The organism is Geomonas subterranea, assembly GCF_019063845.1.
GTDB lineage: Bacteria > Desulfobacterota > Desulfuromonadia > Geobacterales > Geobacteraceae > Geomonas > Geomonas subterranea.
Map to the genome: position 1 here is coordinate 2,892,284 of NZ_CP077683.1, position 22,079 is coordinate 2,914,362.

Sequence of the window (22,079 nt, forward strand, 5' to 3'; positions counted from 1 at the left end):
CCCGACAGCTCGGGGGTTGGAATAGTTAAAACCCTGATGGGCGGAAATGCAACCTCTAATGTAACCTGGGTCGGAGAGGCTAGACCGGCCGTTTGGAGGTGACGGCGGTGATGGTGACGGTAAGATCTCCGGCCGGGCGCTTGATGGTGATCTCGTCATCCACCTTGCGCCCCATGAGGGCCCGCCCTACCGGGGAATCCACGCTGATCTTACCCTGGCTCACGTCGAATTCGTCGGGCCCCACCAGCTGGTAACAGCGCTCCTCCCCCTCCTCGTCCTCGTAGCTGACCCAGCAGCCGAAGCTGACCGAGGTCGGGTTCAAGGGGGGATAGACCACCTTGAGTACCTTCAGCCGGTCGCCCAGGTGCTTCAGCTCCCGGTCGATCTCCCGCAGCCTTTTCTTGGAGTAGATGTACTCGGCGTTCTCCGAGCGATCCCCCTCGGCGGCGGCGTCCGCCATGTTCTTCACCATGCGCGGCCGCTCCGTCTCCCAGAGGAAATCGTAGCGTTCCTGCAATCTCTTGCGCCCTTCGGCGCTGATCATGTTGGTCATAGGTCTACCTTTCTACCTTTCATCCCCTCCGCAACGGAAAGGGGGCGGTTTTTTGGGAGAGCGCATCATAGTGGAGTTTCCCGACCAAGGCAACAGGTTAGCAGCGGTCACGGATTCTTATCGAGGTGGCGGTACTTGCGGATGGATTGTTCGTAGGTCTTCTGGATTTCGTTTTCCGGGGGGGCCTGGCTGTACGTGATGAGGTAGCGGCCGAGGAGGAAGGCAAAGAACAGGAAAAGAAGAGTCCAGGCCGCACGGGTGGCGATCTGTTTCCTGGTGAGGGGGGCAGGAGGGGCTTCCTCCAGCTCGTCCACGTCGCGCTTGTCGGCGACCTTGCGCAGATGGGAGATCTGGACTGCGGAGATCTGCCTGAAGATCAGGTCGCGGTCCCGCTCGTCCAGCAGAAGAAACTCCATGCCCACGTCGTATCGGCTGGAGCCGTCGCGCTGCGGCAGGGGAGGCTTGATGTGGATCACCTGCCCCACGGCATGGACCAACCGCGGCGGGGTGAGCGGGAGGTACAGTTCCAGGTTGACCAGCTGATCCGGCCGGGCGGTGGTGGGCATACGGAGGCAGATCCCTCCGCCGCCGAGATTCAACTGGGCCCGGAGCAGATCCTGCCAGGCGATCGGCTTGGCCGGCTGGAAGCGGGCCATCTGGGCCGCGATGACGAAGTCGTCGTACCCCTGGAACTTCATCTGCTCGCGCTCCTTGCGCACCTCCCAGTCCTGTTCCACTTCCCTGCGGCTGGACTCGTCCACGATGTCGTAGCGGACCTTCAAGGCCATGTCGGCCCTGAAGAACTGGCGCCTCTCGCTCAGGGTGAACCTGCCGAAAAGCCGAATCAGGAGGACACGGCTGCCGAGCCTGTCGGTGACGATGCCGCTGCAGGTGTAGCTGTCCTTGCCGAGCCGGACGCTTACGTCGAGGATGAAGCCGACGTCGACCCGAACGTTGGCGGGGAGGACGTCGCGGGAGATCTGCACATGCAGTTCATCACCCCCGGACTCGCTGATGACGCCCCAGTCCCTGAACACGCCGCCACCGGAGAGCGGTATGCCGATCTGGATGCGCATTCCCGGCGCGAGAGCCTCGCGGTATTCGGTGTAATCGTCTTCCATGGCAGTTCCTGTCACAATTTTAATAAGAAAACGTGCCGTACATCACATTAAACTGCAGCCGGACGGAATTGCAAGCGGGAGAACCGCATGACAGGGAAGTCGGCCTCCCTCCCCGCGACATCCATTAACTTATCGAGGAGCGTGGCGCCCTCCTTGACATCGCCGGGAGCTGTGCTATCACAGTAAGGGCTTTTTTACTAATGAATAAGGAGTGACTATGAAACGTAGTGCGATTGCAGCGGCGGCTCTGGCGGTGATGATGATGGCGGCACAGGCGATGGCGGTTTCCGCCGGCAAGAGCGTGGAATGGCCCACCTCGATGGGGAAGGTGACCTTCAAGGGTGACGACCACGCCGGCAAGGGGCTCAAGTGCAACGAGTGCCACACCAAGATCTTCAAGATGAAGAAGGGTTCCACCACCATGAAGATGGCCGACATCAACGCCGGGAAGTACTGCGGCGAGTGCCACAACGGCAAGAAGGCCTTCAAGCCCGCCGGCAACTGCGCCAAGTGCCACAAGAAGTAGCGGCACCGCCTTTTCGGGCTGCGCTCCATCCCCGGGGCGCAGCCTCCCGCTTTACCCCCTTCCTTTTCTGTTGATCTAAGCCGGGAAAAAACATAAAAAGAAGCAGCCGTATCGACGGTCCCCCACACCTTTGCCACCAACACGAGGAGATCACAGATGAACGTCGTCACCAGGAGATCGGTCTGCCCCTTCGACTGCCCGGATACCTGCGGCATGCTGGTGCAGGTGGAAAACGGCAAGGCCGTCGGGGTGCAGGGTGACCCGCTCCATCCTTTCAGCCGCGGCACCCTCTGCCCCAAGATGCGCCGCTACGAGAAGAGCGTTCATTCGCCGCTGCGCCTCACCACTCCGCTTAAGAGAACCGGCGCCAAGGGAAGCGGCGGGTTCGTTCCCATCTCCTGGGACGAGGCCATCGCCACCATAGCGGAACGCTGGCGAGCCATCATCGCGACACACGGCGCCGAGGCGATCCTCCCCTATTCCTACGCCGGCACCATGGGGATCGTGCAGAGAAACGCCGGGCACCCCTTCTTCCACCGCATGGGCGCCTCCCGGCTTGACCGCACCATCTGTTCTCCCGCCAAGGGAGCGGGATGGGAGGCGGTCATGGGGAAGACGGCGACCCCTCCACCGGAATCGGCCGGCAAGAGCGATCTCCTGATCCTATGGGGGATCAACGCGGCCGCGACCAGCATCCATTTCATGAACCAGGTGCGCGAGGTGCGGCAACGCGGGGGGGAGATCTGGCTGATCGACACCTACGAGACCCCGACCGCCTCCGCCGCGGACCGGACCTTCCTGGTGCGCCCTGGAAGCGACGGGGCCCTCGCCCTGGGGATGATGCACGTAATTGCGCGCGACGGCCTGGCCGACCGCGACTTCATCGCGGCGCAGGTGCAGGGCTTCGATGAGCTGGCGGCCGGGGTGCTCCCGGAATTCACCCCCGGGCACTGCGCAGCCATCACCGGGCTCCCCCCCGCGACCATCGAGGAGATGGCGCGCGCCTACGCGGCCGCCAAGGCACCGTTCATCCGCCTGGGGAGCGGGCTGTCGCGCTACGGCAACGGCGCCATGACGGTGCGCTCGGTCTGCTGCCTTCCGGCCCTGGTCGGTGCCTACGGCAAAGAAGGGGGAGGGTGTTTCCCTGACACCGCCACCGGCGCCGCGTTCCCGATGGAGATCCTCACCAGGGAGGACCTGATGCCGGGAGCGGCGCGCCTTGTCAACATGAACCAGCTGGGGCACGCGCTGAATGAGCTCGACGCCCCGCGCGTGATGGGGCTCTACGTGTACCACTCGAACCCCGCCGCGGTAACCCCGGACCAGAACGCCGTGCTCACGGGGCTGTCCCGGGAGGACCTCTTCACCGTGGTGCACGAGCGTTTCATGACCGACACGGCCCGCTACGCCGACATCGTGCTCCCCGCCACCTCGTCGCTCGAGCACAGCGACATCTACCGTTCCTACGGCACCTACTGCATCCAGCGCGCCCGGGCGGTGGTCGACCCGGTGGGGGAGAGCAAGTGCAACTGGGAGGTCTTCTCCCTGCTGGCCAAGGCCATGGGGTTCGGGGAGGAGATCTTCACCCTGACGCCGGACCAGATGATCGACCGGCTCCTCGCCGTGCCCAAGCCGCTGCGGGCGGGAATCGACGAGGAGGCGCTCGCCGAGGGACGGCCGGTGACGCTCGCGGCAAGGGGGGGGGGATTCCTGACCCCTTCCGGGAAGATCGAGATCCTGAACGAGAGGCTGGAAGAGAAGCTGCCGCGCTACCTCCCCACCCACGAGGAACAGGGGAGGCTCCCCTTCCGGCTCATGACCGCGCCCACCCCCTACGCGTTGAACGCAACCTTCTACGAGCGCGAGGAGTTGCGGGAGAGCCAGGGGGGGATGCAACTCAAGATGAACCCGGAGGACGCCGCCGGCAAGGGACTTGACGACGGCGCGGAGGTGGTCGCCTGGAACGGGCTGGGGGAGGTGACCTTCCGGCTTCAGGTGACGCCCAAGGTGCCCCGGGGCGTGGTGGTCGCCGAGGGGGTATGGTGGCTCGCCTACGCGCCGGGGGAGCGCTCGGTGAACGCCCTCACCTCGCAGCGCCTGACCGACCAGGGGGGGGGGAGCACCTTCTACGACAACCGGGTCGACGTGCGGGCCGGCAACTGACACCCAACACCATTTGTTAACGCAAAGCCGCAAGGACGCAAAGAAAAGCAACTCGTACCTTTCCGTCTAAGGGATTTCTTCCCACCTTGGCGGTCTTTGCTTTTAGGACAATCAAAAGCTTTAACGCAGAGACGCGGAGCCGCAAAGCCGCAGAGAAAAGGTTATGTAGACTGTCTGGTTTTACCCGAAGCAATTGATTTCTTTGCGTCTTTGCGTCTTTGCGTTAAATAAAAGAGCTATGTCCAACCCGGAACCGCAGACGCGCAAAGGGAGGGTCCCGGCGTTTCCGCCTTACAGATTTTGCCTCATGATTTGTCGCCTGCTGCCGATGTAATGAGAAGCAACGGCACTAAACAATCGGGGGGCGTATGGAACCGAACAACAAGATTCTGCTGGAAAGCGGCACCAACGAACTGGAGATAGTCGAATTCAGAATCGACGAGGTGGATGGCAAGGGGAACGTCGTCCCCTGCTATTTCGGCGTCAACGTCGCGAAGGTGCGCGAGATCATCCGTCTCCCCGAGACGCGCAAGGTGGTGAACTCCCACCCCTGCGTGAGCGGCATGATCAAGCTGCGCGACCAGGTGATCACCCTCATCGACCTCTCCCGCTCGCTGAACAAGAACACCGATGGCATCCCGGCGGACCGGGTCATCGTGCTCGAATTCAACAGGATCGTGGTCGGTATCCAGGTTCATTCCGTCTCCCGCATCTACCGTATCTCCTGGGAAAATGTTGAGCCCCCGGTCAAGGCCATCCACGACGCCAACATCACCGGCGTGGTGAAGATGGAGGACCGCATCATCCTGATCCTCGACTTCGAGAAGATCATCGGGGAACTCTCCTCGACGATGGCGCTGGCCACGCCGGGCGAGGACCTGATGCAGGCCAACTCCGCCCTGAACCGCGGCGCCAGGACCATCCTGGTCGCAGACGACTCGGCCTTCATCAGGAGGACCATGTGCGGATCGCTCAGGGAGGCGGGGTACCAGGTGGTGGAAGCCGAGAACGGCGAGGAGGCATGGGAGCACGTGCAGGCGGTACGTCAGAAATGCGCGGGTAGCGGGCAGCCGCTGAAGGAGGTGCTGAGCTTGGTCATCACGGACATCGAAATGCCCCGCATGGACGGGCTGCACCTGACCTCCCTGATCAGGAAGGAGGCGGACCTGGACGGGCTCCCGGTGGTGATCTTCTCCTCTTTGGCCAGCGACGACAACAAGATGAAGTGGCGCAACCTGGGCGCGAGCGACATCCTCACCAAGCCGGACCTCCCCAACCTGGTGCAAAAGGCGGACACTCTTGCCCTTTGACGTAAGCCCCGAGCTGTCGGTCGTGGTGCCGGTCTACAACGAGGAGGGGAACGTGGCTCCCTTCCTTGCGGCGCTCTCCCGGCAGCAGGGGGTATCCCTGGAGGTGATCCTCTCCGACGGCGCCTCCAGCGACCGCACCGTGCATATCGCCCGGGAAGAATGCGGCAAACTCCCCTTCCCGCTCACGGTCATCGAGGGGGCCAAGGGACGGGGGGGACAGTTGAACCGGGGGGTGGAAGCGGCCCGCGCCGCGACCCTTCTCTTCCTGCACATCGATTCCGCTTTCGAGGACCCGCTTGCCCTGCGCAAAGGGGTGGATGCCCTCGAAGAGGCGCTCCCGGCCGGGGAACGGGTGGCCGGCCGCTTCGCCCTTCGCTTCGGCTTCCCCGGCTCCGCCCCGCTCCCCTACCGCTTCTACGGCGCCAAGGCCGCCCTGGACCGCCCCGGATGCACGCACGGCGACCAGGGCTTTTTGATCCGGCGCGACTTCTTCGCGCAGATCGGCCCCTACGACACGTCGCTGCCGCTCATGGAAGACACCTTCCTGGCCGAGCGGGTGCGGCGCGAGGGACGCTGGCTCCTCCTTCCGGCTTCCATCACCACCTCCCCGCGGCGCTTCCTGGCCGAGGGACTCCTCCCCAGGCAGACGCTGAACGCCATCCTGATGAACCTGGCCCACATCCGGCAGCTTTCCCTGATCCGTGGCCTGCAGGCGAGTTATCGCAGCCAGGACGCCACCGCGAGGCTAAAGCTCAAACCGTTCCTGGTGGCGCTGCATCAGGCCATAGGCGGCCTCGACGCCGGGGAGCGGCGCCGGCTCTGGTGGCGCACCGGCGCCTACGTGAGGGGAAATGCCTGGCAGATCGCTTTCTTTCTGGACGTGGTGACCGGCGGGATACGGGAAGAAGGGAGGGGGGGGAGGGTTCTGCATCTTTACGACCGCTTCCTGGCGCGGCTCATCGACAACAGGGGGGGCGACCTGGCGGCCGCCCTCCTGACCTGGCTCTGGTTCCGGCTGACGCTTCTGGTCGCGCGAGATCGAGGTTAAGGTAGAGGTTGGGCCTCGACATACCTCTTCAGCTCGTCCTTTTGCCACTGCGCGGCGTCGACGAACTCGACCCCGAAGCCGGTAGGCAGGCCGGCGTGCACGCGTTTCCCCTCCTGGTTCACCCAGGCCACCCTCCCCTTCATCTCCAACAACGGCACCTCTCCCGTCTCCAGGAAGAAGGCGATTCTCAGCTCCTCGTTGAGAACGACCTCCTCGCGGCTGGCGAGGAACGCCCCCCCGTCGCCGATGTCGAGGGCATGGGCGCCCACGGGGCTTTGCTGCAGAAGGAACAGTACCGGGATCTGGCAGGGGATGCGAGCCTCGCGCCGGTCCACGGCATCGGTGTACTTGCGTGCCATATCGAGGAAGAGGCGGCGGTCGATGGGCTTGGTCAGGAAGTTGTCGCATCCCGCCTGCTGCGCCCGCACGCGGTCCTGGTCGTTGCCGGCGGTGGTGATCATGACCACGGGGATGCTGCTGAGGAAGGGATCGGACTTGAGCAGGGTGCAGCAGGAGATGCCGTCCATGACCGGCATGTTCAGATCCATGAAGATCAGGTCGGGGGGGTCCTTCCGGACCAGTTCCAGCGCCTCGGCGCCGTTGCCGGCGGTGATGACGTCGACATGGGACATCTTGAGAAAGCTCTTCTCCAGCTCCAGGATGAGTCTGGTATCGTCCACCAACAGGATCTTAGATTTAGCCACGCCACTTCCCCCACTCAGGTAGTAAAAGATGGTTCACGCGGGATGATGCCGAACGGGTCACACCCGCACATTAATCAATATCACCCCAGCTTTGTCAACCGAAAAACTCAGGTACGTCAGACCACCAGCCGGACCAGGTCCGGGACGGTCCGGATGGAAACCGGAGTGGGGCAGACGTAGTCCCCGTCCAGCTGAACCGCCTTGTCGCCGGAGATCTCCAAGGCGGCGGCGCTGAAGGAGTTGACGTGGCTGCTGAAGACGGCGGTGCCGTTCAAAAGGCCCAGGGCGAGCCCAAGGTAGGCCAGCCGCCCGCCGGAGATGCAGAGCACCTGGAAGCCGGGGGCGAAGAGGTCGGCCTCCGGCGCCAGGATGAAATTGCCGCCGTACTTCGAGGCGTTGCAGACGATGACGCCGTGGCAGGAGACGCTCCTCCCCCCTCCCGCCACCGTGAGCCGGGAGGCGTCCCAGTTCCACAGGGTACGCAGCGCGGAGAGGACATAGGCGCCTTTCCCCAGCGTCCTCTTCTCGCAGAGGCGCACGTCGCGCACCACGGCCCCGTCGAAGCCGGCCCCCGCCATGAGCACGAAGCGCCTATGCTCCCCGCCGGCCACGATCTCGCCCACGGATACGGGGCGGGTCTCGCCGCGTGCCAGGCGGTCCAGGGCGTCGTCCACGGAGGCGATTTCAAGCTCGCGCGCGAGCACGTTGGAGGTGCCCAAGGGTACCACGCCCAGGGTGGCCGCCCCGGGAACCAGGCCGTTCAGCACGCCGTTGATGGTGCCGTCCCCCCCGGCCACCACGATGAGCGGATCGCTCTCCTCCGCGCAGATGCGGGCGGCGAAGCGGGCCGGGTCGGCGGCGCTTTGGGTGGGGAGGAGCTCCGGCGCGAGGCCGCGCCCGGTGAGCCCCGCCATGATGCCTGCGACTTTTTGTTGCGAGTAGGTACCCGAGGTCGGGTTCACGATCAGGAAACAGCGTCTGGTCAAGCGGTCACCTCTTTGCTGCGAACTGGAAAAGCGAAATGGCAAGGGCCGCGATCGCGGCCCCCGGAAGGTAGCAAAAAGAGGAGAAGGTTACAAACAGTTTTAGGCGCTGCGGTAAAGGCGCCACTGTGCCAGTTCCATCGCCGCCTCGTCCCCTCCTCCCTCCTCCGGGGGGAGGAGCGGCAACCGGCCGCGCTGGCTACTCCAGGAGCTTCACCGGCTCGTCCTTCCCCTCCTTCCCCTCCTTATCCTGCAACTGCAGCTTGCGCATGTTATCCAGCATGGTCTTGAGCTTCTTCTGCACCAGGAAGTTCACGCTCCCCTCCGGGTAGCGACCATCGTCGCCCACTTTCCCGGCCGGCACTCCGGTGAGGATCTCGATCCCCTCCTCGACCTCGGACACGCTCCAGATGTGGAACATCCCGTCGGAAACCGCCTGCACCACCTCGTCGCTCAGCATCAGGTTGTGCTCGTTGATCTTGGGGATCATCACCCCTTGCTCGCCGGTCAGCCCCTTGGCCTTGCAGACGGCGAAGAACCCCTCGATCTTGTAGTTCACCCCGCCGATGGGCTGGATTTGCCCGTGCTGGTTGACGCTGCCGGTCACGGCGATCCCCTGCCTGACGGGAAGCCCGGAAAAGGCGGAGAGAAGTCCGTAGAGCTCGGCCGAGGAGGCGCTGTCCCCCTCGACCCCCTCGTAGGACTGCTCGAAGCAGATATGGGCGGAGAAGGAGAGCGGCTGCTCCTGCCCGAACTTCCCCGCCAGGTAGCCGGTCAGGATCAGAACCCCCTTGTCGTGGATCGGGCCGGAGAGCTTCACCTCGCGCTCGATGTTGACCATGCCGGCGCGCCCCTGGGAGACGCGAATGGTGAGGCGCGAGGGCCTGCCGAAGGTGTAGTCACCCATGGTGATCACGGAAAGCCCGTTGATCTGCCCCACGACGCTCCCCTTGGTGTCGCACAGGATCACCCCCCGGGCCAGGTACTCGTGGATCCGCTCCTCGATACGGTTGGAACGGTAGGTCTTCTCCTGGATCGCCCTCTTGACCCAGCTGCGGTCCACAATCTGCGCTCCGTCACGCTTGGCCCAGTAGCTCGACTCGCGGATCAGGTCCGAGAGCTCCATGAACTGCGAGGAGAGCCGCTCCTGGTCCTCCACCAGGCGCGAGGCGTGCTCCAGGAGCGCCGCGACGCCGGTGGGGTCGAAGGGGAGCAGCCCCTCCTTGCAGCAATGCGCCGCGACGAAGAGGGCGTAGTCCTGCATCACCGCGGGGGTCCGGTTGACCTGGCTGTCGAAGTCGGCCTTCACCTTGAAGAACTTGCGGTAGTCGGGCTCCAGGTAGTAGAGCAGGTAGTAGATCCAGAGCGAGCCGATCATGATGATCTTGGCGTTGAGCGGGATCGGCTCCGGTTTTAGAGAAACCACCGTCATGAAGCGGTACTGCTCCAGGACGTCCTCGATCTTGATCTCCATGTTCCTGATGCAGCGCTTGAGCGATTCCCACGCGAACGGGTTGATCATCACCTCGCGCGCATCCAGGATGAGATAGCCGCCGTTGGCGCGGTGCAGCGCGCCCGGCTTGATCAGCGTGAAGTTGGTGGTGGCGACGCCACCCATCTGCATGATGTTCTCGATGCGCCCGAAGAGGTTGTTGTAGGTGGGGTTGGACTCGAAGACGATGGGGGCGCCGTTGTCGGGGTTGTTCTCCACGAGGACGTTCACCTCGTAACGCTCGAAGGTCGGCTCCTGCTTGGGGATCTTGAGTCCCGGGATCTGCGGCGGGGCGACCTGGGGCTTGAAGTCCTCGAGGTTCAGCAGGAGGTCCTCCTGGACGTCTTCCAGGTACTGCTGGACCTTGGCGAACCCCTGGTATTTCTCCCTGAGCGGGTTCAAGTGGTGCCCTACCGCCGACAGCCCCAGTTCACGGTCCAGCAGCGCCAGCGCGTCCCGGAGCGCCTTCTCGTTCTCGCGCACCTGGCGCAGCGCGTCGTTGAGCTTCTCGGTCAGCTCGCGCCCCACCGTGTCCAGCTTTTCCCGCTCATCCTTCTCGAGCGCCTCGTATTCCTCCTGGGTGAAGTTCCGCCCCTCCTTCTGTGGCACGATAACCAGGCCCGAAACGGTCCGCTGCAGCGCGAATCCCTTCTCACCGGCCTCCTGCTCCAGGTCGGAGAAGATCTCCCCGTTTTTCTCCTGGAACTGCTCGATGATGGTGACGCGATTGGTCTCGTACTCCTTGCTTTCGAGCGCCGTCGGGATGTTGCCGCGCACGTAGTCCAGGAGTTCGCGCATGTCCGCCGCGAACCCCCGCCCCATGCCCGCCGGCAGCGCGATGGCCAGTGGTGCGTCCGGCATCCGGAAGTTGTTGACGTAGCACCAGTCGCTGGGGGGACAGGTGCCCTTGACGAACTTCTTCAACATCTGCCGGATCGTGGAGGTCCGGCCGGTGCCGGATTCGCCGGCCAGGTAGATGTTGAAGCCGTTGTTGGACATTCCGAGACCGAACTCGATGGCGGCGAGGGCCCGGTCCTGCCTGATGTTTCCCTCCAGGCCGGCTATGTCTTCGGTGGTCTTGAAATTGAAGAGGGCGGGATCACAGATCCAGCGGAGCTTGTCAACGGGGACTCGGCAATCGGTTTCGGACATGTGAGCCTCCTTGCGAGCAACAACGAGGGTTAACTGCGCGGCAGGTTCGATTCGAGCAGCGCTTCGAACCGTTGCCCGGCCAAGGCTTTGAGGTCTGGTACGGTGGTCTGCTGACGGCGCTCGAGAGTGAGCGAGGTGATGCGGCACTCTGGCATGCCGCAGGGGTTGATGCTGCCAAAGGGTGACACGTCGGCTGCCGCGTTCATCGAGAATCCGTGCATGGTGACCCAGCTCCTGACGCCGACGCCGATGGCGGCGAGCTTGCCGCGGCAGGTCCAGACGCCGGTCTTCCCCGGGACGGTGAAGCCCTCCACGCCGAGGCAGCCGCAGAGGTCGATCAAAAAGCACTCCAGAAAACGAAGGTAGCGGTGCAGGTCGCGCCCGCGCCGCCCCAGGTCGAGTATCGGGTACCCGACCAGCTGTCCCGGGCCGTGGTAGGTGACGTCGCCGCCGCGGTTGACGCGCACGGCCTCGATGGCCGGGTCGAGCAGGTTGCCGAGGTTACCCCCGGCGCCGATGGTGTACACCGGGTGGTGTTCCAGAAGAAGCAGCGTCTCCGCCCCCCCCTCCCGCACCTGGGCCACCAGGCTCTCCTGCAGCTCAAACGCTTCCTGGTAACCGATCAGGCCGACATCGCGGACGACCATGTCAGCCGTGGATGGCGCGCTTGTCCAGGTCGAGCGCCGCCTCCTTCATCACCTCGGAGAGGGTGGGATGGCCGTGCACGGTGAGGGCAATGTCTTCGCCGCTGCCGCCGAAAGCCATCACGGTGACTGCCTCGGCGATCATGTCAGAGGCGCGCGGCCCGAGGATATGCACACCGAGCAGCCGCCCCCCCTCCGCTTCGGTGAGAAGCTTGACGAACCCCTCGGTCTCGTCCATGCACTTGGCGCGCCCGTTGGCGATGAAGCTGAACTTGCCGACCTTGTAGGCGATTCCCTCTTCCTTGAGCGCCTCCTCGGTCTTACCCACCGAGGCCGCCTCGGGCCAGGTGTAGCAGACACCGGGGATGCAGCCGTAATCGACCTGGCTCGGCTCGCCGTGCATCCTTTCCACGCAGACGGCCCCCTCCTCCATCGCCTTGTGCGCCAGCATGGGGCCCGCGATGAGGTCGCCGAGGGCGTAGATCCCGGGGACGCTGGTGGCGTAGTCGGCGTCGACGCTGATGCGGCTGCCGTCCATGCGGACCCCGATCCCTTCGAGATTTAGCCCCGCGGTGAGCGGCCTGCGCCCCACCGCGACGAGAACCTTGTCGCACGCAATCTCCGCGGTCTCCCCCTCGGCCTCGACGCGCGCCAGGAGCTTGCCGTCCTTCTTTTCCGCCCCGGCGACCTTGGCCCCCAGCATGAAGGTCATCCCCTGCTTTTTCAGGGATCGCAGCAGGGCTTCGGCCACCTGGCCGTCGCTCCCGGCGACCAGCCTGGGGAGCAGTTCCACCACGGTCACCTTCGCGCCCAGCCGGAGCCACACGGACCCCAGCTCGAGGCCGATGTAGCCGCCGCCGACCACCAGGAGGTGCTCGGGGACCGCCGGGAACGAAAGCGCCTCGCGGGCGCTCACCACCGATTCGCCGTCAAACGGAAGCGTCGGGACCTGCACCGCTTCGCTGCCGGTGGCGATGATCACCTTCCTCCCCGTGACCACCCTGGTCTCCTCGCCCTTCACTTCGACCCGGTGCGCGCCGTTCTCAGGCGAGAGCATCGAGGCGGTACCTAAGAAGCTGACGATCTTGTTTTTCTTGAAGAGGAACGCGATGCCGTCGGTGAGCTTCTTGACCACGTCATCCTTGCGGGCCATCATCTGCCCGAGGTTGAGGGTCGGGGGCTGCACCTCGATGCCGTGGACGGCGAAGCGGTCCCTGGCGAGGTGGTACAGTTCGCTGGAGTCGAGAAGCGCCTTGCTGGGGATGCATCCCTCGTTCAGGCAGACGCCACCCATGGAGCCGCGTTTTTCCACCACGGCCACCTTCATGCCGAGTTGGGCGCCCCTGATGGCGGCGACGTATCCGCCGGGGCCGGCGCCGATGACTATGAGATCGAAAATTTCTTCGGACATGTTTCCCTCCACAGCAATTGGTGCAGCGTTAACGTCGCTAAAGCGTCCCCCCTCCCGGCCTCCCCCTCCGGGGGGAGGAGAAAGTGCTCCCACCGGAAGAGGAGAGAGTGCTCCCGCCCCCGGAGGGGGAGGGTTGGGGAGGGGGAACCGGTGCCGCCACTTCAACATTCCAGCAGCATCTCCTCCGGATCCTCGATGTATTCCTTGACCCGCTTCAGAAAGCCGACGGCCCCTTTGCCGTCCACGATGCGGTGGTCGTAGGAGAGCGCCAGGTACATCATGGGACGGACCACGACCTGCCCATCCACCACCACCGCGCGCTCCTGGATGTTGTGCATGCCGAGCACCCCGGACTGGGGCGGGTTCAGAATCGGGGTGGAGAGCATGGAGCCGTAGATGCCGCCGTTGGAGATGGTGAACGTCCCCCCCTCGAGGTCGGAGAGGGCGATCCGGTTGCCGCGCACCTTCTCAGCGAACTCCGCGATGCCCTGCTCGATCTGCGCGAGGCTCAGCTTTTCCGCGCCCCGCAATACCGGCACCACCAGGCCGCGCTCGCTCCCCACCGCGATGCCGATGTCACAGTAGTTGTGGTAGACGATGTCGCCCCCGTCGATGCTGCCGTTCACGTCCGGGAACTCCTGCAACGCGGCGCAGCAGGCCCTCACGAAGAGGGACATGAAGCCGAGCTTCACGCCGTGGCGCTTCTGGAAGTGCTCGCCGTGCTTTTTCCTGAGTTTGAGGACCTCGCTCATGTCCACCTCGTTGAAGGTGGTGAGCATGGCGGTGTTCTGGCGGACGGAGACCAGGCGTTCGGCGATGCGTTTTCTTATCTGCGACATGGGCTTGCGCAGCACACGTCCCTCCAGGTCTGCCGGGGTGGCGGATTTGGGGGACGCGGCGGGTGCGGCCGATGGAACCGGTGCCGTCGGGGGAACTGGTGCCGCCGGAGCTTTCGGGGGGGGCTCGGCGACCTCGGCCTCGGCCTTTGTCCCCTGCGCCTTCATGAGGTCGGCGTTGGTGATGCGGCCGCCGCGCCCGCTTCCCTGGACGTCTCCGGGCTCGACGCCAAGTTCGCGCGCCAGCTTTCTTCCCGAGGGTGACATGGGAGCGGCCGTTACCGGCTTCGCCTCCGGACTGGCGGCGGGCTTGCCGGCGGCTACGGTCCCGGCACCTTCCTTGGCCTCAGCACCGGGGCCGCGCGCGTCGATGCTGCCGATGACGGCACCGATCTTGACGGTCTCGCCCTCAGCCGCGGTGATGCTCAGGACGCCGTCCGCCTCGGAGGTGACCTCGAGGGTAATCTTGTCGGTCTCTATCTCACACAGCGGCTCGTCCTTCGCGACGACATCCCCCGTCTTCTTGAGCCACCTGGCGATGACCGCTTCGTAGACCGACTCGCCAACCGCCGGAACCTTGATATCCATTCGCTTCTCCCCTTAACTGCTGTTCTGCGTTCTACGTTCCTAACTGCTATTCTACGTTCTATGTTCTACGTTAACGGCCTTCACACTACTCGTTCCACGCGTTCTGTCTCTACGTTGACGGGAATGCTGCGTTTCGAAGCAATTATCGTAAGGGGCTTGCGGGGTGAACGTAGAACGTAGAACACAGGCCGTAGACCCTGTTTCAGATTTTCAGCGCTTCATCAACGATGCGCTCTTGCTCCACGCGGTCCAGGCGGTGCGAGCCGGAGGCGGGTGCTGCGGCATCGGGACGGCCGACGTACCTCGGCACGCCCCCCAAAAGCTCGATGAGAGACTCGTGAATGAAGCGCCACGCCCCCATGTTGCGCGGCTCCTCCTGCACCCAGGTGAAACGGGCGCCGGCAGGATAACGCTGCAACTCGTCCCGCAACTGCTCGACCGGAAGCGGGTAGAGCTGCTCGATACGCAACAGCGCATGTCCCTGCAACTGGTCCTTCCTGATGCGCCCCAGGAGATCGTAGTAGATCTTGCCGCTGCAGATCAGTACCTGGCGCACCGACTCCCCCACGGCGGGCTCCGCGATCACTTCGCGGAAACTGCCGGAGCTGAGCTCCTCCAGCCGGGAGACGCAGTCCGGATGGCGCAGCAGGCTCTTCGGCGTGAAAAGGATCAGCGGCTTGCGGAAGGGTTGCAGCATCTGGCGCCGCAGCACGTGGAAGAGCTGGGCCGGGGTGGTGGGATAGACCGCCTGGATGTTTCCCGCAGCGGCAAGTTCCAGGAAACGCTCGATGCGGGCGCTGGAGTGTTCCGCCCCCTGCCCCTCGTACCCGTGCGGCAGCATCAGCACCAGGCCGCTTGAGCGTTCCCACTTCGCCTCGCCACTCACAAGGAACTGGTCGATGATGACCTGCGCGCCGTTGACGAAATCGCCGTACTGGGCTTCCCAGATGGTGAGCGCGTCCGGGGCCTCGAGTGAATAGCCGTACTCGAAGCCGAGCACCGAGAACTCCGCCAGCATGCTGTCAAAGGCGCAAAAGCGCGCACCCTTGTCCAGCACGCTGCAATGCGGCAGGTAGGTCTCGCCGGTCTGCTGATCGAAAAGCGTGGAGTGCCGATGGCTGAAGGTGCCCCGGCGGACGTCCTGGCCGGAAAGCCGGACCGAAACGCCCGAGGAAAGGAGCGAGGCATAGGCGAGGCTCTCAACGTTTCCCCAGTCCAGCGGTCCCCCCTTGGTGATGGCGTCGTGGCGCTTTTGAAGCACCCCGACCACCTTGGGGTGCGGCTGGAATCCCTCGGGAATGCGGGACAGTCGCCCGGAGAGGTCGAGCAGAGTGTCGGCGGCGACCGAGGTGGGTACCGCGACCTTGGCCACACCGGGTTTCATGCCGCTCCAGCGTGCCAGGAAAGCGGATTCCACCGGTGCGGCCTGGCGCTCGCCCGCCTGCGACAGGCGCTGCGCGACCTCGTTCTCGATCGCCTTCAGCTCTTCTTCCGGGAATCCTTCACCCAAAAGCTCCATCTCGTAGAGCGAGTGGAGTTGCGGACGAAGCTTGATCTGCTGGTACATGAGGGGCTGGGTGAAGTAAGGCTCGTCACCTTCGTTATGCCCGTGCCTGCGGTAGCAGATCACCTCGACCACCACGTCCTTGCGGTAGCGGTCCCGGTAGGCGACGGCAAGCTCGGTTACGTGGATCACCGCCTCGGCGTCGTCGCCGTAGACGTGGAAGACCGGGGCCTGGACCATCTTGGCGACGTCGGTCGCGTAGTGGCTGGAGCGGGCATCGGCGGCGCTGGTGGTGAAGCCGATCTGGTTGTTGAGCACGATGTGAAGGGTGCCCCCGGTCCGGTAGCCGGCCAGCTGCGACAGGTTCAGCGTCTCGGCGACCACTCCCTGGCCGGAGAAGGCGGCATCCCCGTGGATGAGCAGCGGCAGCACCCGGGTCTCCCCGGCCTCGCCGATCCGGTCCTGCCGGGCGCGGCATTTCCCCTGCACCACCGGGTCGATCGCTTCCAGGTGGCTGGGATTGGAGGTGAGGGTGAGATGCACGGAACCGCCCTCCCCGACGGGAAGGTCGACCGAGAATCCCTTGTGGTACTTCACGTCACCCTCGCCCACCACGCCGTACTCCGCGTTGTCGGCGAACTCGGCGAACATGTTCTCGTAGGGCATCCCGAAGATGTTGCAAAGGACGTTGAGGCGGCCGCGGTGCGGCATCCCGAAGACGACGTCGGTTACGCCGAGCGAGGCGGCCTTGGCGACGGCGGCATCGAGCAGGGGAATGAGGATATCTCCCCCCTCGAGGGAGAACCTGGTCTGCCCGGGGAACCTCTTGTGCAGCTCGCGCTCGAACAGCGCGGCTTCCTTGAGCTTCTTGAGCAGCATAAGGCGCTGCTCCGGCGTGAAGAACCCGCGGTTTCCGCCTGGCTCCATGCGGTCGATGAGCCATTGGCGCTCGTCCGGGTCCTGCAGGTGCATGAACTCGACGCCGACCGAACCGCAGTAGGTGCTGCGCAGCACCTGCAGGATCTCCTTTAGCTTGGCGCTCCTTCTCATGAAGCGCCTGGTGACGAAGGTCTGCTCGAGGTCGGACGGCTCCAGCCCGAAGGCGGAAAGGGAGAGCAGGGGATGCTCTATCTTGCATGGGGAAAGGGGATCGGTGCAGGCGAGGAGGTGCCCGATGTCCCGGTACCGGTAGATGAGTGATTGTACTGCGGATTGTTTAAGTGCCTCGTCTCCCGTGGGGGGCGCGGCGCCGGCGGACCGTGCATCCGCCAGCTCGAAACCGGTGAAGAAGGCACGCCACTCCTCGGAGAGTTGCTGGGGGTTCTGCTTCCAGAGCTCGTACTGGCTCTCGATCCACTGGGGGGTCAGATTTTCTAATATACCCATCTATCCACTCCTTTTCATGAACAGGTGAGAGTGTAGCAGATGGGTTCATCGTTTCAAGCGGAGCGTTTCTTGGCGTAGCGCCACACCTGCACCTTTTCCAGGGTGATCATGCCGCCGTCCATCATCTCCTCCACGGTGGGAAGAACGGCCTCCACCCGCGACCTCTCGTCAACCACCTCGATCACCATGGGGAGGTCGGTGGAGAGCCGCAGCAGGCGGTCGGTGTGGTACATGCTGTGCGCACCGAACCCGGCCACGCCGCGCAGCACGGTGGCGCCGGCGAAGCCCTTGGTGCGGAACAGTTCCACCAGCGCCTCGTACAGCGGGATGTGCTTGTGCTTGTCCCGCTCTCCAATGAAGATCCTGAGCAGCACCTGCTCGCCCAGCATCCCTTTCCTGTCACTCTCCAAGGTCATGTCCCTGTCCTTCATATGTGGCTCCTTCTGGGTAGTTTGCGCCCTCCCAACCTTCCAGCCTCCCACTCCGGGGGGAGGGGGTCACGCGCCCGCGTGAGAATCACGGAGAGCGCGAAAGCGGGATGCATCCGCCACGTCTTTCGGCCTTTGGCTACAGCCAGCGCGCCACCATGATGCCGAGCCAGGTGCAGGCAAGGCAGGAGACGACGCTCAGCATGATGTTGGCGAAGGCGAGCAGCAGCGCCCCCTCCTCGATCAGACGGAAGGTTTCGAGGCTGAAGGTGGAAAAGGTGGTAAGCCCGCCGAGGAAGCCTACGGTGAGGGCGAAGCGCAGTGTGGGGGGGACGAGGGCGCTCCTGATCGAGAACTCCATGATGAGCCCGATCAGGAATGCCCCGATTACGTTGACGGCAAGGGTGCCATAGGGAAACGCGTTGCCGCAGACCCGGTACACGAAACCGGAGAGAAAATAGCGTGACAAGCAGCCGAGGGCGCCCAAGAGGGCTATGTAGATTGCCTGCTCCATCGAAGACCGTTGTGCCGGAAGTTAGAAAGTCCAGCCAAGCCTCATGCCGAAGATGTCGGACGAGGAATCGGGCTGGAAGTACGCGGTCCCTTGGACCATCTTGAGGTCGGAACGCTGGAAACGAAAGCCTTCGTAGTAGACCGACATGGTGAAGGAGCGGTAACTCCCACCCGCCTCCGCGAAGCCGCTCCACCTACCCTTGGGATGGAAGGTGGTCTCGCCGCTGCCGGCGAAGTCGATGGTATTTCCCACATAGAAGGGGAACTTGGCGCCCCCGCGGCAACGAGATTCATCCCCGCCGCAGTGGTTGCGGCGCGGGCGCCCAGGCGGCAGTACCCCACCATCCATTCCTCGGTATAGCCGGAGACCTGGGTGCCGTCGGAGGTGCGGCTATCCTGCAGGTCCCTGAGCCAGTAGCGGTAGCCGATGCCGCCGAACGGCTCTACGACGATGACCGCGGGACGCAGACGGTAGCCAAGGTCGGCTTCCGCCTCGGTGCCGAGGTAGGTGACCCGGGTGTGCACCGGGGCCGGATTCGGCGCCTGCGTTTCGCCCCGGTAACCGACCTCGGAGCCGAACAACTCCGCCTTCCCCCTCACCGTCAGTGACGAATCGGTGACAGCACCCAGGCGGGCGCCCACCGAGAAGAGGGGTCCCTCTTCCTTCAACAGCCTTCTGCCGTCTATGCGCTCCTGCCAGGTGAAGTACTGCGTGGAGAAATACGGCGTCAGCTCTTCCACCCTACCCGCCGAGGCAGGCATGGCACAGCAAAGGACGATGACGACCGCCAGGAGTGTCCTCATTGCGTCCTCTCGTATCAAGCAGGGGTCTCTTCTTTTTTCTTGCGAGGAGCCCGCGGCTTCTTGGGCTTCTCCTCGGCCGCAGCGGGCTCCGCAGCTTTCCTGGCGCGCTTGGCGGGAGCCTTCTCCTTGGCGGGAGCCTTCTCCTTGGCGGGAGCCTTCTCCTTGGCGGGAGCCTTCTCCTTGGCAGGAGCCTTTCCCGTGGCCGGAGCCGCTTCGGCGGGGTGCGCCTCGACAGTACCGGCGCCTGCGCCGGGTGCCTTGGACGCTTTGGCGGTCTTCGCCTGCTTCGGCTCTTTCTCAGCCTTGGCGCCCCTCACGGGCTTCTCTTGCTTAGGCTCCTGAGCGGCCTTGGGCGCTGTATCCCCCTTCGGCTCATTGGCTGCCTGCGCCGCCTTGGGCTCCGCAACTTTTTTGGCTTCCCGGGGCTTTCTGGCTGCCTTGGCGGCCTTGGGCTTGGCAGATGGCGTTTCGGCGGTCGCTGTGGAAGCTGCTGCAGCCTCTTCCGAAGCCGCGGGTTTCGCAGTTCTGCCCCTTTTTGCCTGAGCCGGCTTCTCCTGCGCGGCGGGCTCGGCCGCCAGTGCGGCGGTTGCTGCAGCGGGTGCAGCTGCAGCTTCGACGACATCCTTCGTTTTACGGGGAGCACGTCCCTTCGTACCGGGCTTGGCCGCCTCGGCAGGCTCGGATTCGCCGGCCGGCCGCTGCTCGGCAGGTGTCTCCGCCGGAGCGCTCGCGGAGGCCACGCTTGCGACAACCGCTTCGGGCGCCCCCTCCGCTGTGGCTCCCTTGCCGCGCCCTCTTCTCTTGCGCGCCGGCTTCTTCTCGGCAGGCTCACCGGCCGGGATAGCGGCCTCGGCGACAGGCACGGCCTCCACGGGCAGGGCGCCCCCCGTCAGCGGGACCTCACCCTGCGCCAGCTCTGCCGCCGGGGATGCCTCGTGGCCACCTTTGCCGCGCCGTCTCTTGCGGCGACGCTTCTTCTTCACCTCTTCAGCGGTTTCAGAGTGCGCCTGCTCCGCGGCGTGCGCCGGGGCTTGCTCCACCACCGCGCCCGGCTCGGAAAGCTCGTCGGGAGTTGCGTCGGCGGCCTCGGCGACTCCCCCCTTGCCCCGCTTGCGCTTGCGCCGGCGCTTCTTCTTGTGCTCCTCCGGCTCCGCTTCCGACATCACCACGTGCTCCGCGCCGCTGGGCTCCTCTACCAACGCGACAGGCACCGCCTCGGCGTGCACCGCGGCCTCCGGTTCCTGCGCCTTCTTCCCTCTCTTCTTTTTCTTGCGCCCTTCGGCGGCAGACTCGGCGGACTCCTCCTTGGCGGGGGCCTTGCCGTGAGCCGGCTTTTCCTGCGGCAACTCCTCCTGCGGCAGCTTCTCCCGCTTGACCAGTTCGAGTTCCATCTGGTTCAGCAGGTAGGAGGGCTTCCCTTTCACCGTGACCTCGATGTCGTAATCGAGCTCGATCTGGGAGAGTTCGTGACGCTTGCGGTTCAAAAGGTAATAGGCGACTTCCAGCGGCAGGCTTCCCACCACCTCGCCGACGGTCCCCTTGGCGGCGGCGGCATGCACCTTCCTCAGGAAGGAAAGCGCCATCGCCTCGACCGACTTCACCTTCCCCCTGCCGTCGCAATGGGGGCACTCGAGCGTGCTCGCCTGGTTCAGGGTCTGGCGGATGCGCTGGCGGGACATCTCCAGGAGCCCGAACTCGGAGATACGCGCCACGTTGACCCGCGCCTTGTCCGCCTTGAGCGCGCTTTTGAGGGTCTTCTCCACCTCGGCGTTGTGCTTTCTGTCGCGCATGTCGATGAAGTCGATGACGATAAGCCCGCCCAGGTCGCGCAGCCTCAACTGGCGCGCCGCCTCCTCGGCGGCCTCCAGGTTGGTCTTGAACGCGGTGTCCTCGACCCCCTTCTCGCCGGTGGACTTGCCTGAGTTGACGTCGATGGAGACCAGCGCCTCGGTCGGCTCGATGAAGATGGAGCCCCCGGATTTGAGCGGCACCTTCTTCTCGTAGATCAGGTCGATCTGCTCTTCCAACTGGTAGCGTGAGAAGATGGGGCGCTTCTCCTGGTGCATCTTGACCAGTTTCTCGAAGGCGGGATCTATCTCCTTCAGCGCGTCGCGCACGTCCTTGAAGACGTCCTTGCTGTCGACCAGGACCTCGTCGATGTCAGCGGAGAAGTAGTCGCGGATGGTCCGGATGATCAGCGCGGACTCCTGGTAGACCATGCCGGCCCCCTTAAGCCCCGCCCCTCTCTCCCTGATCCCCTCGTACAGGGCGACCAGGTTGTCCAGGTCCTTCTGCAGTTCATCGCGGGTGCGCCCCATGGCCTCGGTACGGATGATGTAGCCGTACCCTTCGGGAATGGTCATCTCGGCGATGATTTCCTTGAGCTTCTTGCGCTCACCCTCGGCTTCCACCTTGCGGGAGATGCCGGCGGAGTCGCTCCCCGGCATCAACACCATGTAGCGTCCCGGCAGCGATACGTACGTGGTGAGGGCCGACCCCTTGTTGTCGCGCTCCCCCTTCTCCACCTGGACGATCAGCTCCTGCCCCCTTCTCAGTACTTCCTGAATGCGGGGGCGACGGTGACGCTGCTCCTCGGGGATGTCGTCGCGCCACTTCCAGTTCTCCGGGTGCAATTCCCCCATCTGCAGGAATCCGAGTTTCTTGAGACCGATGTCCACGAAGGCGGCCTGCAGCCCGGGCTCAACGCGGACCACCACCCCCTTGTAGACGTTGCCGCGCGTCTGTTCGTTGCCGGCGATCTCGACATCCAGGTCCACCAGGCGGCCGTCCTCGACGATCGCCACGCGCGCCTCTTCAGCGTGCAGTGCGTTAATCAGCATCTTCTTTGACATAAATACGTTGTTCCCTTTCCTTTGAGGGTCGCGGGAGCCGGTCGCATCAGGACCAAGGCAC

17 protein-coding genes are annotated in these 22,079 nt (G+C 64.4%); 4 read left to right on the forward strand and 13 right to left on the reverse strand.

The features are described from left to right. Positions 1 to 79: 79 nt before the first annotated feature. Positions 80 to 553: a GreA/GreB family elongation factor gene (locus KP001_RS12575; protein ID WP_217285980.1), complete on the reverse strand. Its 474-nt coding sequence runs from the start codon at positions 551 to 553 to the stop codon at positions 80 to 82. 107 nt (positions 554 to 660) lie between these two features. Further along, positions 661 to 1,674: a PilZ-like domain-containing protein gene (locus tag KP001_RS12580; RefSeq protein WP_217285981.1), complete on the reverse strand. Its 1,014-nt coding sequence runs from the start codon at positions 1,672 to 1,674 to the stop codon at positions 661 to 663. Positions 1,675 to 1,891: 217 nt separating this feature from the next. Here KP001_RS12580 and KP001_RS12585 point away from each other — a divergent pair, with 217 nt between their 5' ends. The 4 genes from KP001_RS12585 to KP001_RS12600 all read left to right on the forward strand — a co-directional run bounded on the left by KP001_RS12585 (position 1,892) and on the right by KP001_RS12600 (position 6,721). Continuing rightward, entirely contained in the window at positions 1,892 to 2,200 is a 309-nt protein-coding gene (locus tag KP001_RS12585; protein WP_217285982.1) for a cytochrome c3 family protein, read from the forward strand. Between the two features lie 156 nt (positions 2,201 to 2,356). Further along, positions 2,357 to 4,363, forward strand: a complete 2,007-nt coding sequence (locus KP001_RS12590; protein WP_217285983.1) for a molybdopterin oxidoreductase family protein — start codon at positions 2,357 to 2,359, stop codon at positions 4,361 to 4,363. Positions 4,364 to 4,731: 368 nt separating this feature from the next. Further along, positions 4,732 to 5,673 (forward strand): chemotaxis protein CheV, encoded by a 942-nt coding sequence (locus KP001_RS12595; RefSeq protein WP_217285984.1) that lies wholly within the window; start codon positions 4,732 to 4,734, stop codon positions 5,671 to 5,673. Next, complete coding sequence (locus KP001_RS12600; RefSeq protein WP_217285985.1) at positions 5,663 to 6,721, forward strand: TIGR04283 family arsenosugar biosynthesis glycosyltransferase; 1,059 nt, start codon at positions 5,663 to 5,665, stop codon at positions 6,719 to 6,721. Before KP001_RS12595 ends, KP001_RS12600 begins: the two co-directional genes overlap by 11 nt. Here the strand turns inward: KP001_RS12600 and KP001_RS12605 are convergent. From KP001_RS12605 to KP001_RS12655, 11 genes are all read right to left on the reverse strand, one after another. Beyond that, positions 6,718 to 7,425, reverse strand: coding sequence for a response regulator (locus tag KP001_RS12605; protein ID WP_217285986.1), 708 nt, complete (start codon positions 7,423 to 7,425; stop codon positions 6,718 to 6,720). The two genes, KP001_RS12600 and KP001_RS12605, sit on opposite strands and share 4 nt — an antisense overlap. A gap of 116 nt (positions 7,426 to 7,541) precedes the next feature. After that, on the reverse strand, positions 7,542 to 8,411 hold the full coding sequence (locus KP001_RS12610) for a diacylglycerol/lipid kinase family protein (RefSeq protein ID WP_217285987.1): 870 nt from the start codon (positions 8,409 to 8,411) through the stop codon (positions 7,542 to 7,544). Between the two features lie 196 nt (positions 8,412 to 8,607). Then, positions 8,608 to 11,052, reverse strand: a complete 2,445-nt coding sequence (locus tag KP001_RS12615) for a Lon protease family protein (protein WP_217285988.1) — start codon at positions 11,050 to 11,052, stop codon at positions 8,608 to 8,610. Positions 11,053 to 11,081: 29 nt separating this feature from the next. Further along, a complete protein-coding gene (gene lipB / locus KP001_RS12620) occupies positions 11,082 to 11,699 on the reverse strand; it encodes a lipoyl(octanoyl) transferase LipB (protein ID WP_217285989.1) in 618 nt (205 codons plus the stop codon). A gap of 1 nt (position 11,700) precedes the next feature. After that, the gene (lpdA, locus tag KP001_RS12625; RefSeq protein WP_217285990.1) at positions 11,701 to 13,107 is read right to left on the reverse strand and encodes a dihydrolipoyl dehydrogenase; all 1,407 of its coding nucleotides are present in this window, start codon (positions 13,105 to 13,107) and stop codon (positions 11,701 to 11,703) included. Positions 13,108 to 13,268: 161 nt separating this feature from the next. Beyond that, a complete protein-coding gene (odhB, locus tag KP001_RS12630) occupies positions 13,269 to 14,531 on the reverse strand; it encodes a 2-oxoglutarate dehydrogenase complex dihydrolipoyllysine-residue succinyltransferase (protein ID WP_217285991.1) in 1,263 nt (420 codons plus the stop codon). A 202-nt stretch (positions 14,532 to 14,733) separates the two neighbouring features. Continuing rightward, positions 14,734 to 17,421, reverse strand: a complete 2,688-nt coding sequence (locus tag KP001_RS12635) for a 2-oxoglutarate dehydrogenase E1 component (RefSeq protein WP_217285992.1) — start codon at positions 17,419 to 17,421, stop codon at positions 14,734 to 14,736. 53 nt (positions 17,422 to 17,474) lie between these two features. Continuing rightward, on the reverse strand, positions 17,475 to 17,852 hold the full coding sequence (locus KP001_RS12640; RefSeq protein WP_217285993.1) for a DUF190 domain-containing protein: 378 nt from the start codon (positions 17,850 to 17,852) through the stop codon (positions 17,475 to 17,477). 136 nt (positions 17,853 to 17,988) lie between these two features. Beyond that, a complete protein-coding gene (gene crcB / locus KP001_RS12645) occupies positions 17,989 to 18,363 on the reverse strand; it encodes a fluoride efflux transporter CrcB (RefSeq protein ID WP_217285994.1) in 375 nt (124 codons plus the stop codon). Between the two features lie 41 nt (positions 18,364 to 18,404). Beyond that, the gene (locus tag KP001_RS12650; protein WP_239027772.1) at positions 18,405 to 19,166 is read right to left on the reverse strand and encodes a hypothetical protein; all 762 of its coding nucleotides are present in this window, start codon (positions 19,164 to 19,166) and stop codon (positions 18,405 to 18,407) included. Between the two features lie 14 nt (positions 19,167 to 19,180). Continuing rightward, on the reverse strand, positions 19,181 to 22,018 hold the full coding sequence (locus KP001_RS12655) for a ribonuclease E/G (protein WP_217285995.1): 2,838 nt from the start codon (positions 22,016 to 22,018) through the stop codon (positions 19,181 to 19,183). Between the last annotated feature and the right edge of the window lie 61 nt (positions 22,019 to 22,079).

Bases quoted from the DNA above. Each gene is read 5' to 3' on its own strand.
- KP001_RS12580 (WP_217285981.1), bottom strand. From the start codon at position 1,674: ATGGAAGACGATTACACCGAATACCGCGAGGCTCTCGCGCCGGGAATG.
- lipB (WP_217285989.1), bottom strand. From the start codon at position 11,699: ATGGTCGTCCGCGATGTCGGCCTGATCGGTTACCAGGAAGCGTTTGAG.
- odhB (WP_217285991.1), bottom strand. From the start codon at position 14,531: ATGGATATCAAGGTTCCGGCGGTTGGCGAGTCGGTCTACGAAGCGGTC.
- KP001_RS12590 (WP_217285983.1), top strand. From the start codon at position 2,357: ATGAACGTCGTCACCAGGAGATCGGTCTGCCCCTTCGACTGCCCGGAT.
- KP001_RS12650 (WP_239027772.1), bottom strand. From the start codon at position 19,166: ATGAGGACACTCCTGGCGGTCGTCATCGTCCTTTGCTGTGCCATGCCT.
- crcB (WP_217285994.1), bottom strand. From the start codon at position 18,363: ATGGAGCAGGCAATCTACATAGCCCTCTTGGGCGCCCTCGGCTGCTTG.
- KP001_RS12585 (WP_217285982.1), top strand. From the start codon at position 1,892: ATGAAACGTAGTGCGATTGCAGCGGCGGCTCTGGCGGTGATGATGATG.
- KP001_RS12615 (WP_217285988.1), bottom strand. From the start codon at position 11,052: ATGTCCGAAACCGATTGCCGAGTCCCCGTTGACAAGCTCCGCTGGATC.
- KP001_RS12640 (WP_217285993.1), bottom strand. From the start codon at position 17,852: ATGAAGGACAGGGACATGACCTTGGAGAGTGACAGGAAAGGGATGCTG.
- KP001_RS12635 (WP_217285992.1), bottom strand. From the start codon at position 17,421: ATGGGTATATTAGAAAATCTGACCCCCCAGTGGATCGAGAGCCAGTAC.
- lpdA (WP_217285990.1), bottom strand. From the start codon at position 13,107: ATGTCCGAAGAAATTTTCGATCTCATAGTCATCGGCGCCGGCCCCGGC.
- KP001_RS12655 (WP_217285995.1), bottom strand. From the start codon at position 22,018: ATGTCAAAGAAGATGCTGATTAACGCACTGCACGCTGAAGAGGCGCGC.
- KP001_RS12575 (WP_217285980.1), bottom strand. From the start codon at position 553: ATGACCAACATGATCAGCGCCGAAGGGCGCAAGAGATTGCAGGAACGC.
- KP001_RS12595 (WP_217285984.1), top strand. From the start codon at position 4,732: ATGGAACCGAACAACAAGATTCTGCTGGAAAGCGGCACCAACGAACTG.